Below are 14,357 nucleotides of genomic sequence, written 5' to 3'. Positions count from 1 at the left end.
CGGTCATTATACGGCGCGCCTGCTTCAGAACCAGAGGCAGGGCCGGCGAATTGGATACGGCTGGTAAAACCCCCATGGTCGGTTAACATGCCCGCTTCAACTCTGATACAAGGCCGTATCGTGTTTCCTGGCTCGCCCCCCTATCCTCGCCTGTTGCTGCTGAGCGCCCTGCTTGGCGGCCAGGCCGTGGCCGACGACTTGTTCATCGACAACGCCGACCTGCCGCAGGTTCTGACCGCCACGCGGCTGAAACAATCCCCGGCCGCGGTACCGGGCAGCATGACCGTGCTCGACAGCGAACTGATCCGCGCCAGCGGTGCCCGCGACATCCCTGACTTGCTGCGTCTGGTGCCGGGCATGATGATCGGCTACGGCGCCGGCAACCAGCCGACCGTCAACTACCACGGCACCAACGTCAACGAAGCACGGCGCATGCAGGTGCTGATCGACGGCCGCTCGGTGTACCGTGCCGGACTGGCGACGGTGGACTGGAGCGATATCCCGGTGGCGCTGGAGGACATCGAGCGCATCGAGGTATTCCGCGGCCCCAACACCGTCAGCTATGGCGCCAACGCGCTGATGGCGGTGGTCAACATCCTGACCCGCAACCCGGCCGACAGCCATGGCACCCGCATGAAGCTGACCCGGGGCGAGGACGGCATCGACGACTACTACCTCAGCCACGGCCTGGGCTGGGACGGCGGCGACCTGCGGCTTTCGGTGTCGGGCCAGAAGGATGACGGTTTCGATGAAAACCAGTTCGGCCAGGACTACCGCGACAGCCGCCGCCTGAACCGCTTCAACCTCAGCGTCAGCCATGTCCTGGCACCGAACCAGACCCTGGAATGGCAACTGGCGGCCAAGGAAGGCAGCAACCAGCGCCCGTACACCTACCAGCCGGTGTTCCCCTTCGTCACCGAAAGCGGCGACAACGCCGACGTCAATGCCAAGGACTATGCCGGCTCGATGCGCTGGAACATCGACTTCAACCCCGAGCACAGCCTGTACGTCCAGGGCTCGGCCCAGCACTTCGACCGCCAGCAGGTCTGGCGCGCCTGCGACGCGGCGTTGTCGTTCAGCCCGGAGCTGACCCGGCTGTGGCAACTGAACCCGAATTTCGCCGAGCAGGTCGCACGCCGGGCCAACAATCCGCCCAGCAGCAGCAACCCCGAAGAGCAGGCGCTGGTCGAGACAATCAAGAACCAGTGGAACAACCTGGGCGGTCGCCAGGTGGTGTGCGGCGATGTCGACCAGAGCACCCGGGAAACCCGCTACGACCTGGAAATCCAGGACACCCTGAGCCTCACCGACAACCTGCGCCTGCTCAGCGGCATGAACTTGCGCTATGATCGCGCCGACTCGCAGACCTACTTCGACGGCAGCATCGACGACCAGACCTGGCGGCTGTTCGGCCAGCTCGAATGGCGTGTCGACGAGCACTGGATCCTGCAGGGCGGCGCGATGTTCGAGGACTCGAAGTTGTCCGGAAGCTCCCTGACCCCGCGCGTGGCGGTGAACTACCTGATCACCCCACGCCATGGCCTGCGCGCCGTGTACTCCGAGGCGGTGCGTTCACCGGACATGTTCGAGAACAACGTCAACTGGAGCTACACGGTCAAGAACCTGACCCCCAATGCCTTCGGCCAGCAGCACGGCGAATACTTCGTCAAGACCCGTGGCCCCGGGGACCTCGACCAGGAACGCATGCGCTCGCGCGAGCTGGGCTACAACGGCCAGTTCAGCGACATCGACCTGAACATGGACGTGAAGCTGTTCTATGACGAGATCACCGGCATGATCAGCGAGCCCCTGCGCAACAACCAGTATATTGCCAGCAATGCCAACAAGGCGCGCTTCAGCGGCAGCGAAGCCCAGTTGGACTGGCGTGCGAGCCGCCGCGACCGCCTGCGCCTCACCTACGCCTATGTCGACGCCTGGGCCAGCAACCCTGCCGACAGCGCCAACACCGCCAGCAACAGTGGCTCTGCCGGCTGGATGCGCGAATGGGGCGACGGTTGGTCGAGTGGGCTGTTCTACTATGCCGACGCTGATCTCAACGACTATCGCTACGAGCGCCTCGACCTGCGTCTGGCCAAGCGCTTTCGCATCCAGGGCAGTACCCTGGAGCTGGCCACCCTGTGGCAACAACGCCTGGATGACGAGCCGATCACCAGCGCCCAGAACCGCTATGACAGCCGCCACCGCCTGAGCGTGAGCGCGGAGCTGGAGTTCTGATGGTCCGCCTGCTGTGCCTGTTGCTGTTCAGCCTGTGGCCACTGGGTTCGCTGTCCGCCAGCGAAATCCTGGTGGTCGGTGGCGAAGACCAGCCCGGCATACGCAGCTTCGCCACGGCCCTTGAAAGCCGTCGCAGTCTGGACCAGGTGCGGTTCAGTACCGTCGCCGAACTGCCGCGCCCCAGCCAGCTCAAGGCCGACCTGCGCCTGGTATTGCTCGACAGCGCCGCGCTGGAGTGGCGCCTGGGCGAAGCCGCCGGGCCGCCCGCCCTGGCCATGCGCATCAGCCGGGTACAGGCCGAGCAACGCCTGGGAAAGTCGCGCCCCGCGTACCTGACCCTGCTCTGGAGTGACCCGCCCCTGGCCCGACAGCTGCGCCTGGCCCGCTACCTGCTGCCAGAGGCGCAGCGCATTGGCGTGCTGTACGGCGAGCACAGCCACTTCCTGCTCGAAGAGCTGCGCCTGGCGGCCCGTCCGCTTGGCCTGGAGATCGTCGCCCAGGACTGGCCTGACCAGCGCGACAGCCGGCCCTTGCAGCATCTGCTGGGCAACAGTGATGTGCTGCTGGGCCTCGACGACCCCGACCTGTACAACTCCAAGACCGCGAAAAATGTGCTGCTCAGCAGTTACGGCCGGCAGATGGCGCTGATCGGGCCGAACGCGGGCTTCGTCCGCGCCGGCGCCCTAGCCAGCACCTACAGCGACCAGGACGACTGGCTGCAGGTGCTCGACCACCTGCTCGACCACCCGCCCGCGCGTTGGCCGCGCAGCCTCTACCCGAAGCGTTTCGGGGTCAGCGGCAATCAGCAGGTGGCACGTGCCCTGGGCCTTGAACCGATCGATCCGAAGGCCGCTGCCAAGACCTTGGCAGCAGGAGAGCCCACCCCATGAGCAAACGCCTGAGCTGGGACATCCATACCCGCACCCAGATCATCAGCCTCGGCCCTGCGCTGCTGTTGACGTTGCTGCTGATCAGCTTCTTCACCTTCGTGCGCATCCAGGATTTGCGCCAGGAGCTCAACCACACCGGGCAACTGATCGCCAACCAGCTGGCGCCGGCCTCCGAATACGGGGTGATCTCCGGCAACAACGAAGTGCTCGAAGGCCTGATGCGCGCCACCTTGAGCATTCCCCATGTGCGTTTTCTCGAAGTGCAGGACAGCCGCAACCATATCCTGGTGTACGTCGAGCAGTCCGATGAGAGCAGCAACCGGGCGCAGCGGGTGGAAGTGTTCCAGGCGCCGATTCGCCTGCAGCAGATACGCCTGGACAACGACTTCCTCCAGCAAGGCAAGGCAGCGCCACCGTCCATCGGCGACGACTACCTGGGGCGGGTCATCGTCGGCATGTCGGACGATGCATTCAGCCAGCGCCAGCAGGAGATCGTGATCAAGGCCGGGATCCTGGCCCTGTTCGCCCTGCTGTTCACCTTCCTGCTCGCCCGCCGCCTGGCGATGAGCCTGGCCAAGCCGATCAGCGACATGGGCCACGCGGTCAAGGCCATCCAGCAGGGTGAGTACGACGCGCCGCTGCCGGTGGTCGACGACAGCGAACTGGGCCACCTGGCCAAACACATCAACAACCTGGCCAGCGCCCTGGAGCAGGCCAGCGTCGAACAGAAGCGCGCGATCGCCCAACTGATCCAGGCCCGCGAGGAAGCCGAGCAGGCCAACGGCGCCAAATCGGAGTTCCTGGCCATGATGAGCCACGAGCTGCGCACGCCGATGAACGGCGTCCTCGGCATGCTGCAACTGCTGGAAACCACCCAGTTGACCAGCGAACAGGCCGACTACACGGCAGTGGCCAGCGAGTCCACCGGCCACCTGCTCAAGGTGATCAACGACATCCTCGATTTTTCGCGTATCGAACGCACTGCCCTGGAGCTGGAGCACATCGACTTCAACCTGGGCGAACTGATCGCCAGCAGCGTCCAGTCGTTCCAGCACAGCGCCCAGCAGCGCGGCCTCGCGCTGCACCTGCAACTGCCAGCCGGCGCCGAGCGGTTGCAGGTGGCAGGCGACCCTACGCGGATCCGCCAGGTGCTGCTGAACCTGGTCGGCAATGCGCTGAAATTCACCGAACGCGGCGAGATCCAGGTGGAGGCACGCTGGCAAGCACTGGATCGGCAGCAACTGTGGTTCACCTGCAGCGTGCGCGACACCGGCATCGGGATCGACAACGAACGCCTGGAGATGATGTTCGTCGCCTTCCAGCAGGCCGACAGCTCGATTTCCCGGCGCTATGGCGGTACCGGCCTGGGCCTGTCGATCGCCCGTACCCTGGCCGAGCGCATGGGCGGCAAGTTGCGCGGCGAAAGCCGCGAAGGCCTGGGCTCGACCTTTACCCTGGAAATGCCACTGACCCTGGCCAAGACAGCGCCAGCAGCCTTGCCGGGCAGCGCGCTGGAGCCGGAGCCGATGGCCGAGGGCGAACGCATCCTGCTGGTGGAGGACAATCCGGTCAATCAAAGCGTCATCGAGGCCATGTTGCGCAGCCTGGGCCTTGAGGTCAGCGTCGCCCATGACGGGCTGCAGGCAGTCGACCAGGTCAGCCAGCAGCGTTTTTCCGCCGTATTGATGGACTGCCGTCTGCCCCACGTCGATGGCTACGAGGCTACCCGGCGCATTCGCCAGTTGCCTGGGGCCGGCCATCTACCGATCATCGCCCTGACCGCCAACGCGCTGCAGGGCGAGCGCGAACGTTGCCTGGCCGCAGGCATGAACGATTATCTGAGCAAACCGTTCCGCCGCACCGACCTGCAGCGGGTTCTACAGCGCTGGTTGACCCGGCCAGACAGCCGCGACTGGCGATAAATGCTAAAGTGCGGCAGTCTTAAGGACTGGACAGGACCTTCGTCGGCCCTGAAAATAGACGTTTCAGTGCACACCTGTACTTCTTTAGCCAGGTGCGCTGTGACTTTCACCACAACGCAATAGTCTACCTGTAGGCTGCCGCTCGGAGAGATGCCGGGTTGGCCGGGAAGATTCATCCCCTGCCACAGGGGGTTATTGAGGAGCTCGCATGACCAAACAACACGCCTTTACTCGGGAAGACCTGCTGCGCTGCAGTCGCGGTGAGCTGTTCGGCCCAGGTAATGCGCAACTGCCCGCGCCGAACATGCTGATGGTCGATCGCATCACCCATATCAGCGAAGAAGGCGGCAAGTACGGCAAAGGTGAATTGGTCGCCGAGCTGGATATCACCCCGGACCTGTGGTTCTTCGCCTGCCACTTCGAAGGCGACCCGGTGATGCCAGGCTGCCTGGGCCTCGATGCCATGTGGCAGCTGGTCGGCTTCTTCCTCGGCTGGCAGGGTCTGCCAGGCCGTGGCCGCGCCCTGGGTTCGGGTGAAGTGAAATTCTTTGGCCAGGTATTGCCTAGCGCCAAGAAAGTCACCTACAACATTCACATCAAGCGCGTCCTGAAGGGCAAGCTGAACATGGCCATCGCCGATGGCTCGGTCAGCGTTGACGGCCGCGAGATCTACACTGCCGAAGGCCTGCGGGTCGGCGTGTTCACCTCCACTGACAATTTCTAAGGGTTATTCGCATGCGCCGCGTCGTTATCACTGGTCTGGGCATCGTATCGTGCCTGGGCAATGACAAAGCTACCGTCACCGAAAACCTGCGCAACAGCCGTCCGGGTATCCGTTACAACCCGGAATACAAGGAAATGGGGCTGCGTAGCCAGGTTTCCGGGTCCATCGACCTCAACCTCGAAGAACTGATCGACCGCAAGGTCTTCCGCTTCGTCGGCCACGCCGCGGCCTACGCCTACCTGGCAATGCAGGACGCGATCAAGGATGCCGGCCTGACCGAAGAGCAGGTGTCCAACCCGCGTACCGGCCTGGTGGCTGGCTCCGGCGGCGCCTCGACCCTGAACCAGATGGAAGCGCTGGACACCCTGCGCGAGAAAGGCGTCAAGCGCGTCGGCCCTTACCGTGTCACCCGCACCATGGGCAGCACCGTGTCGGCGTGCCTGGCCACCCCGTTCAAGATCAAGGGCATCAACTACTCGATCTCGTCGGCCTGCGCCACTTCCGCTCACTGCATCGGCACCGCCCTGGAGCAGATCCAGTGGGGCAAGCAGGACATTGTCTTCGCCGGTGGCGGTGAAGAAGAGCACTGGAGCCAGTCGTTCCTGTTCGATGCCATGGGCGCCCTGTCGACCAAGCGCAACGAAACCCCGGAACTGGCCTCGCGCGCCTACGATGCTGACCGCGACGGTTTCGTCATCGCGGGCGGCGGCGGCATGGTCGTGGTCGAGGAGCTGGAACACGCCCTGGCCCGTGGCGCCAAGATCTACGCCGAAATCGTCGGCTACGGCGCGACCTCCGACGGCTACGACATGGTTGCCCCGAGCGGCGAAGGTGCCATCCGCTGCATGCAGCAGGCCCTGTCCACCGTCGACACCCCGATCGACTACCTGAACACCCACGGCACCTCGACCCCGGTCGGTGACGTTGCCGAGATGAAGGGTGTGCGTGAAGTGTTCGGCGACAAGGCACCGAAGATCAGCTCGACCAAGAGCCTGTCGGGCCACTCGCTGGGCGCCGCTGGCGTGCACGAGGCGATCTACTGCCTGCTGATGATGGAGAACAACTTCATCGCCGGCTCCGCCAACATCGACGAGCTGGACCCTGAGGTCGCCGACCTGCCGGTACTGCGCAAGACCGAAGAGAACGCGAAGATCGACACGGTCATGAGCAACAGCTTCGGCTTTGGCGGCACCAACGCCACCCTGGTGCTCAAGCGCTGGGAAGGCAAGTAAGGCCTCGCTGCTGTAGTTGAAGACGCCCCGACTGGTTCGGGGCGTTTTCGTTTGTGCTTGTCTGTACCGGCCCTATCGCCGGCAAGCCGGCTCCTACTGGACTTGTGGGAGCTGGCTTGCCAGCGATAGGCCAGCAAAGGCAACAGCTAACGCTGCCCGGGCAAAACGGCCAAGAAGTTGTCCCTCGCCACCTTGTTCGCCACCCCTTCCGGCAAAGCATCCAGAAACGGCTGGAACCCGTGCATCTGCTCGCCAAGGCTGGCAAACCTGCCCACCACATCGCTGCCCAGCATGAACCGCTCCGGGTACTTCACCACCAGGTCGACCCAAGCCTTGCGCGGCACACCCTGGTCATCCAGCAGGTACGGCTCCAGCACGCTCCACGACAAGTCGACATACAGGTTCGGGTAATCCCCCAGCAAGCGCGTCAGTACCGGCAAGAGAAAGTCCATGTGCGCCTGATGCCGGTGAATCTCCACGCTGCTGCCCGCATGGGCCCAGATGAACCTGGTATGGGGGTGATTGCGCAAGGGCTCTTCGATCTCGGCGAGGTAAAGCGGATTACGCTCGCGCTTGGAGGTGATGTTCGAGTGCAGCAGCACTGGCATGTCACGCTCGGCCGCCAGGTGATAGATGCGCGTCATCGCCTCGTTGTTGGCCCGCGGCGTATCGCCACTGGTCAGGGCGGTAAGGTCGTCGTGGCGGGTGAAGACTTCGCCAATGCCCTGCCAGAGCCCGGGATACAGATCGAGCATGCGCTGGATATGGCTGACCGCGTTCTTGTCCACCGGATTGAAACCGTTCAGAAACGGATGAAAGCGTTCCCGCTGCGCGGCAGGCAGCTGCAGCAACGCCGCTGCCACATAGGTATCGGTGGCGCTATACCAGTAGGCATCGGCATCGTCGCCGGCGTAATAGCGCGGGCGCTTGGGTTCATCCTCGTGCCATTTCTTGGCTACCGGGATTCCCGAGATCATCGACTGCTCGATGCCAGCGTCGTCCATGGCCTCGAGCAACGCCTGCATGCCTTCGCTTTCCTGGAAAAAATCCACGTAGTGCAGATGGGCATCGCTGTAGCGGTAGTCGCGCGCAAGCGCCGCGTCACACAGCCATCCAGACAACAACATGCCAGCCAACAGCTTGCCGAACATGGGCAGCTTCCTCTTGCCAATACCAACAAGGTAGACCGGCAGCTGCCCGCAGCGGTTCAGCTCTGCCTGCCTAACCGCTATGCTGGGGACAATCTGCCACGCCTGGAGCCTCCCATGAGCAGCCCCCTGGTCATCCGCCCACGCGCCGAGTCGGTCGAGGGCCAACCGATCCTGCGCCCGCTGCCCTCGGCCCAGTGCCGCAGTGTCGGCCCGTTCGTGTTTTTCGACCACATGCTCGAAACCGACTATGCACCGGGGCATGGCATGGATATCCGCCAGCACCCGCATATCGGGCTGTCGACCCTGACCTACCTGTTCGAAGGGGCCATTGTGCACAAGGACAGTCTCGGCTCCGAGCAGTTGGTGTTGCCCGGTGATGTCAGCTGGATGACCGCTGGCCGAGGCGTCGCGCACGTCGAGCGCACCCCCGCCGATGCCCTGGCCCACGGCTCGCGTCTGCATGGGCTGCAGGTATGGCTGGCTTCGCCACGCGAGCTCGAACAGGGCGCGCCAAGCTACAGCCATCACCCGTCGGCCAGCCTGCCGGTCAGCGACAGCCTGGGGGTGCGTATCTGCATGATTGCCGGCAGCGGGTTCTGCCTGGCGTCACCGGTGCCGGTGCTCTCCCCTACCCTCTATGCGCATGTACGGATGCAACCGGCCACCACCCTGCTGGTGCCCAACGAGCATGCGCAACGGGCGCTGTATCTGCTCGATGGGGAACTGATGATGGACGATGAGGAAGTCGAGGCTTGCAGCCTGCTGGTGCTTGCCCAGGGTGAGGAAATCACCTTGTATGCAGAAGGTGAGTGCCAGCTGGTGTTGATCGGCGGCGCGGCGCTGGATGGGCCACGGCGGATGAACTGGAACTTCGTGGCGAGTGATCCGGCGTTGATCGAGCAGGCCAGGGCGAAGTGGGCTGCGCGGGATTGGCCGGTGGTGCCGGGGGAGAGTTCGCGGATCGAGTTGCCGCGTTGACGGGGGCCGCTTTGCGGCCCAATCGCCGGCAAGCTGGCTGCCACAGAGATCGCGCCGTTTTTACGGACAACACCTTGCCTGTGGGAGCTGGCTTGCCAGCGATGGGCTGCGCAGCAGCCCCCTGCCATCTCAGCGCTGGAACACTTCGGTGAGCAGATTGTGCATCGACCGGAACGCCCGCTCCGAGGTGCGGCGGTCATACTGCATCTTGCCCGGCACATTGGCATTCGGGTCGGTGAACGAATGCACCGCGCCACCATAGCTGAGCAACTGCCAATCCACCTTGGCCACGTTCATTTCCTCTTCGAACGCCGGCAGCTGCTCCTTCGGCACCAGCGGATCGGCAGCCCCATGCAGCACCAGCACCGAGCCCTTGATACGTCTGGCATCTTCCGGGTTCGGGGTATCCAGTGTGCCGTGGAACGACACCGCCGCCCTCAGGTCGGCACCGCTGCGGGCCAGCTCCAGGGCGCAGCAACCGCCAAAGCAGAAGCCAAAGGTCGCCGCCTTGCCAGGCTCCAGCAATGCCTTGGACTGGCCCAGCAGCTGCGCCAGAGCCTCCTGCATGCGCTTGCGCAACTCGCCGCGATCATTCTTCAACGGCATCATCGCCGCCCCCGCCTCGTCGGCGTTGGACGGTCGCAGCGATTGCCCATACAGGTCGGCGATCAGTACCACATAACCCTTTTCGGCCACTTCCTTGGCAATGCGCTCGGCGCCTTCGCCAATACCCATCCAGTTCGGCGCCATGACCAGGCCAGGGCGGCCCAACGCGCCTGGCTCGTAGACCAGGCGGCTTTCATAGGCTTTGCCGGAGAGGTGATACACCAACGATTCGACGATTACCTTGCTCATCAAACACTCCTTAGGGACTCACCTTGAAAAAGGCTGCCATTAAAAAAGCCCGCCGAAGCGGGCTTTCCTGTGCATCAACTCAAGCAGACAGCTCGACCAGCAGCTTGTTCAGGCGACGAACGTAAGCCGCCGGGTCCTTCAGGCTGTCACCGGCCGCCAGGGCCGCCTGATCGAAGAGGATATGCGAAAGCTCGGCGAAGCGGTCTTCGCTCTGCTCGTTGTCGAGCTTCTCGATCAGCGGGTGGCTCGGGTTGAACTCGAAGATCGGCTTCGAATCCGGCACTTTCTGCCCGCTGGCTTCGAGGATCTGGCGCATCTGCAGGCCCAGGTCCTGTTCGCCGATGGCGAGGATCGCCGGCGAGTCGGTCAGGCGGTGCGAAACGCGGACCTCGGCGACGCTGTCACCCAGCGCACCCTTGAGGCGCTCGACCAGGCCTTCCTTTTCCTTGGCCACTTCTTCCTGGGCCTTCTTGTCCTCTTCGGAGTCCAGCTTGCCCAGGTCCAGGTCGCCACGGGCGACGTCGACGAAGGCCTTGCCATCGAACTCGTTGAGGTAGCTCATCAGCCACTCGTCGATACGGTCGGTCAGCAGCAATACCTCGATGCCTTTCTTGCGGAAGACTTCCAGGTGCGGGCTGTTCTTGACCTGCGCGTAGGTCTCGCCGGTGAGGTAGTAGATCTTGTCCTGACCTTCCTTGGCGCGTGCCAGGTAGTCGGCCAGGGCGACGCTTTGCTCGCCGCTGTCGTCATGGGTAGAGGCGAAGCGCAGCAGGCCGGCGATCTTCTCCTTGTTGGCGAAGTCTTCGGCCGGGCCTTCCTTCAGCACCTGGCCAAAGTTCTTCCAGAAGCCGTTGTATTGCTCCGCCTCGTTCTTCGCCAGCTTCTCCAGCATGTCCAGCACGCGCTTGGTCAGCGCGGTCTTCATCGAATCGATGATCGGATCCTTCTGCAGGATCTCGCGGGAGACGTTCAGCGACAGGTCGTTGGAGTCCACCACACCCTTGATGAAGCGCAGGTACAGCGGCAGGAACGACTCGGCCTGGTCCATGATGAACACGCGCTGCACATAGAGCTTCAGGCCGCGTGGCGCCTCGCGCTGGTACAGGTCGAACGGCGCGCGGGCCGGGACGTACAGCAGCGAACTGTATTCGAGCTTGCCTTCGACCTTGTTGTGGCTCCAGGCCAGCGGGTTTTCGAAGTCATGGCCGATGTGTTTGTAGAACTCCTGGTATTCCTCGTCCTTGATCTCGGTACGCGAACGGGTCCACAGGGCGCTGGCGCGGTTGACGGTTTCCCATTCCTCGGCCGGCTGTTCTTCGCCTTCGGCGGCTGCCTGTTCCTTCGGCAACTGGATCGGCAGGGCAATGTGGTCGGAGTACTTCTTGACCACATTGCGCAGGCGCCAGCCATCGGCGAATTCCTGCTCGTCCTTCTTCAGGTGCAGGACGATGCGAGTGCCACGCTCAGGCTTGTCGATGGTCGCGACCTCGAACTCACCCTCGCCCTTGGACGACCAGTGCACGCCTTCGGCGGCCGGCTGGCCGGCGCGGCGGCTGTAGACATCGACCTTGTCGGCGACGATGAAGGCCGAGTAGAAGCCCACGCCGAACTGGCCGATCAGGTGCGAATCCTTCTTCTGGTCACCGGTGAGGTTCTTCATGAAGTCGGCGGTGCCAGACTTGGCGATGGTACCCAGGTGAGCGATGACGTCTTCACGGCTCATGCCGATACCGTTGTCCTCGAGGGTCACGGTGCCGGCGTCCTTGTCGAAGCTCAGGCGGATCTTCAGATCGGCATCGCCCTCGAACAGCTCTGGCTTGGCCAGGGCTTCGAAGCGCAGCTTGTCGGCAGCGTCGGAGGCGTTGGAGATCAGTTCACGAAGGAAGATCTCCTTGTTCGAGTACAGCGAATGAATCATGAGGTGCAGCAGTTGCTTCACCTCGGTCTGGAAGCCCAGGGTTTCCTTTTGTGTTTCCACACTCATGGTCTTCAAAACTCCGATCTGATGGCAGTTGGCGCCTGGCAGCCGATTGGCCTGCGTTGACGGCGGATGTCATTCAGATGGGGGCTGACCCGATGATTTCAAGGGCTTCTCCGGTTCGATCTTGAAATGCGCACGCGCGGTGGCGATCGGCGATTGCCGGTCGGCCTGCCAGGCAGTGATTGCCACGTTGGTCACGCGTCGGCCCTGGCGCCATAGCTGGCACTGGGCGTAGGTGTCGCGGTAGAGGCCGGCGCGCAGGTAGTCGATGGAGAAATCGATGATTTTCGGGATGCTCGCGCTCTCGCTGTAGATCAACAGGTACAACGCCGCCGAAAGCTCCATGAAGCCGGCGATCACCCCCCCATGGATGGCCGGCAACAACGGGTTGCCGATGTTGTCCTGGCTGGCCGGCAGACAGAACAACAGGTCGTCGCCCTCGCGCTGGCAGGTAATGCCGATCAGGGCGGCGTAGGGGATCAGCGCCAGCAATGGCTCATAGTCACCTTTGGCATGGGCCGCATTCAGGCGCTGGCGAACCTCCTGGGGAATCATGCGCCGCCCTCCTTCAGGCTGTTGCCGAAACGGATGCCGCCCTTGATCTCCTGGCCCAGGCGCATGAACGTGCCTACTACCTGGCAGATCGGCTGCCCAGGATCATCCTGGTAGGCGATACCGCGGGTGAAGATGACGTCACGGGTGACCCGGTAGCACTGCGCGTGGCCGTAGATTGCCTTGCCCGCCTCGGCCGGGTGCATGTAATCGATGCGCAGGTCCAGGGTTGGGCAGACCTCGAAGCGCGGCAGCACGCACAGGGTGGCCATGCCGCAGGTGGTGTCCATCAGCGTGGTCAGGGCACCGCCATGTACGGCGCCGGTCTGCGGGTTGCCGACGATGGTCGGCGACCAGGGCATCATCAGTGTCATGCCTTCGCTATCTGCATGGTCCACACGCATTTGCAACACTTGGCAATGTTTTAGTGCCGACAAGAATCGTTCGGCCATGGCCATCAAGCTGGAGTCGCTCATCGGTTCTTCCCTGTTATCTGCGCGCTTCATAAAAAGGATAAAAAGTCTATATAGAACGCGATGTTATATATCTGTAATCTCTGCGGAACTTATTCCAGACTCGTGAACTCGAAGGAACAAGTCACTTATCCCACCAAGGAGATACACCCCCATGCGTAAACCTTTTGCTTTTGCTCTGATGCTGGCTGCTGCCATGGGCCTGGCTGCTTGCGATAAAGCGAGCGAAGACAAAGCCCAGGACGCACAGCAACACGCCGAGCAAGCCCAGGAAAAGATGGGCGAAGCTCAGGATAAAATGAACGACGCAGCCAAGGAAAACGCCGAAGCCGCCAAAGATCAGGCCGAAGCCGAGAAGAAGGCTGCCGAAGAAGCCGCTCCGGCAACTCCGGCGCCGGAAACCGCGCCAGCCGAGCCTGCCAAGCAGTAATCGAGCTGTACGAAAAAACCCGACAATTGTCGGGTTTTTTTGTGCCTACAACTTTTGGATTAAACGTTTCAGTTATTGACGGTAGTTTCCTTGCCAGCCTCGGTCGGTGCACGCTCCGTCGGGGTGAATACCATGACGTCGAGTACATCGGAGTGGAACTCTCGGCGATACAGAATCAGCACTACGCCAACACTCACGACCATGAACAGCCATGGGCTGATGAACCAGGTAAGCATGGCCATGCCGAAATAATAAGAACGCAGGCCCAAGTTGAACTGGTTGGCCGCCAGGGACAATACGCGCGCCGCTCTTGACGCAAAGGCCTTGCGCTCCAGTTCATTGACCAGCCGCTCGCCAATCATCGGCGCAGAACCTACCAGCACGGCGGCAAAGTTGTACTGACGCATGCACCAGCTGAAGGTGAAGAACGCATAGACGAAGACCATCGCCAGGCACAGCAACTTGATCTCCGACATGCCTTGGGATGCCTGCTGCACCAGGGGCAGGTCTGCCAGCAGTGACAGCGCACGCTCAGAAGACCCTAGCACGGTAAGAATACCGGCCAGGATGATCAGCGTGCTGGAGGCGAAGAACGAAGCGTTGCGCTCCAGGTTGCCGATCACACTGGCATCGGCGATGCGGTTGTCGCGCAGCAACATGCGGCGCATCCAGTCTTCGCGGTACAGGTGCAACACGCTGGCCAGGCAGGCCGTGTCGCGGCCCTTCCAGATGGCATAGCGCGTATAGCCACCCCAGCAGAGCGCGAACCAGCAGATGGCCAGCAGGTTGTGGAGGTTGCTTTGGATGAAGTTCATGCAGGTTTCCCGAGGGCAAGGCGCATAAAGAGTAAGGACCGGGTTTCGACGCCGGCAAGTCGGTAAAGGCACATGATTGGCTGAAAATACGCTTTACCTGCACTGGCCTCATCGCCGGC

The 14,357-nt window shown here is 62.7% G+C and carries 12 protein-coding genes and 1 pseudogene; 7 read left to right on the top strand and 6 right to left on the bottom strand.

Going from position 1 to position 14,357, the window contains the following annotated elements:
- Window positions 1-87 precede the first annotated feature (87 nt).
- From PPL01S_RS14905 to fabB, 5 genes and pseudogenes are all read left to right on the top strand, one after another.
- Window positions 88-2,235 (top strand): TonB-dependent receptor plug domain-containing protein, encoded by a 2,148-nt coding sequence (locus PPL01S_RS14905; protein ID WP_174435906.1) that lies wholly within the window; start codon window positions 88-90, stop codon window positions 2,233-2,235.
- Window positions 2,235-3,125: an ABC transporter substrate-binding protein gene (locus PPL01S_RS14900; RefSeq protein WP_028625937.1), complete on the top strand. Its 891-nt coding sequence runs from the start codon at window positions 2,235-2,237 to the stop codon at window positions 3,123-3,125. The genes PPL01S_RS14905 and PPL01S_RS14900 overlap by 1 nt, the downstream gene beginning before the upstream one ends.
- A pseudogene (locus PPL01S_RS14895) lies at window positions 3,122-5,054 on the top strand (ATP-binding protein). Before PPL01S_RS14900 ends, PPL01S_RS14895 begins: the two are co-directional and overlap by 4 nt.
- Before the next feature lie 201 nt (window positions 5,055-5,255).
- Window positions 5,256-5,771, top strand: coding sequence for a 3-hydroxyacyl-[acyl-carrier-protein] dehydratase FabA (fabA, locus tag PPL01S_RS14890; RefSeq protein ID WP_012273340.1), 516 nt, complete (start codon window positions 5,256-5,258; stop codon window positions 5,769-5,771).
- Window positions 5,772-5,782: 11 nt separating this feature from the next.
- On the top strand, window positions 5,783-7,003 hold the full coding sequence (gene fabB, locus PPL01S_RS14885; protein WP_016393112.1) for a beta-ketoacyl-ACP synthase I: 1,221 nt from the start codon (window positions 5,783-5,785) through the stop codon (window positions 7,001-7,003).
- Between the two features lie 146 nt (window positions 7,004-7,149).
- On the opposite strand, the gene PPL01S_RS14880 is transcribed toward fabB, so the two are convergent.
- A complete protein-coding gene (locus PPL01S_RS14880; RefSeq protein ID WP_016393111.1) occupies window positions 7,150-8,154 on the bottom strand; it encodes an amidohydrolase family protein in 1,005 nt (334 codons plus the stop codon).
- A 114-nt stretch (window positions 8,155-8,268) separates the two neighbouring features.
- Here PPL01S_RS14880 and PPL01S_RS14875 point away from each other — a divergent pair, with 114 nt between their 5' ends.
- Window positions 8,269-9,132, top strand: a complete 864-nt coding sequence (locus PPL01S_RS14875) for a pirin family protein (RefSeq protein WP_016393110.1) — start codon at window positions 8,269-8,271, stop codon at window positions 9,130-9,132.
- Window positions 9,133-9,261: 129 nt separating this feature from the next.
- On the opposite strand, the gene PPL01S_RS14870 is transcribed toward PPL01S_RS14875, so the two are convergent.
- From PPL01S_RS14870 to PPL01S_RS14855, 4 genes are all read right to left on the bottom strand, one after another.
- A complete protein-coding gene (locus PPL01S_RS14870; protein WP_016393109.1) occupies window positions 9,262-9,987 on the bottom strand; it encodes a dienelactone hydrolase family protein in 726 nt (241 codons plus the stop codon).
- Window positions 9,988-10,066: 79 nt separating this feature from the next.
- On the bottom strand, window positions 10,067-11,971 hold the full coding sequence (gene htpG / locus PPL01S_RS14865) for a molecular chaperone HtpG (protein WP_016393108.1): 1,905 nt from the start codon (window positions 11,969-11,971) through the stop codon (window positions 10,067-10,069).
- 69 nt (window positions 11,972-12,040) lie between these two features.
- Window positions 12,041-12,523 (bottom strand): PaaI family thioesterase, encoded by a 483-nt coding sequence (locus PPL01S_RS14860; protein WP_016393107.1) that lies wholly within the window; start codon window positions 12,521-12,523, stop codon window positions 12,041-12,043.
- Window positions 12,520-12,996 carry a PaaI family thioesterase gene (locus PPL01S_RS14855; RefSeq protein ID WP_016393106.1) on the bottom strand — a complete coding sequence of 159 codons (477 nt, stop codon included), beginning with the start codon at window positions 12,994-12,996 and terminating at the stop codon, window positions 12,520-12,522. Before PPL01S_RS14855 ends, PPL01S_RS14860 begins: the two co-directional genes overlap by 4 nt.
- 151 nt (window positions 12,997-13,147) lie before the next feature.
- Here PPL01S_RS14855 and PPL01S_RS14850 point away from each other — a divergent pair, with 151 nt between their 5' ends.
- Complete coding sequence (locus tag PPL01S_RS14850) at window positions 13,148-13,423, top strand: hypothetical protein (RefSeq protein WP_016393105.1); 276 nt, start codon at window positions 13,148-13,150, stop codon at window positions 13,421-13,423.
- Window positions 13,424-13,491: 68 nt separating this feature from the next.
- On the opposite strand, the gene PPL01S_RS14845 is transcribed toward PPL01S_RS14850, so the two are convergent.
- The gene (locus PPL01S_RS14845; RefSeq protein WP_028625938.1) at window positions 13,492-14,238 is read right to left on the bottom strand and encodes a DUF599 domain-containing protein; all 747 of its coding nucleotides are present in this window, start codon (window positions 14,236-14,238) and stop codon (window positions 13,492-13,494) included.
- Between the last annotated feature and the right edge of the window lie 119 nt (window positions 14,239-14,357).

It is taken from the genome of Pseudomonas plecoglossicida NBRC 103162 = DSM 15088 (genome assembly GCF_000730665.1).
Taxonomy (GTDB): Bacteria; Pseudomonadota; Gammaproteobacteria; order Pseudomonadales; family Pseudomonadaceae; genus Aquipseudomonas; species Aquipseudomonas plecoglossicida.
Note: the sequence above shows the minus strand (reverse complement) of the source record. Positions and strands in the feature narration are given on the sequence as shown.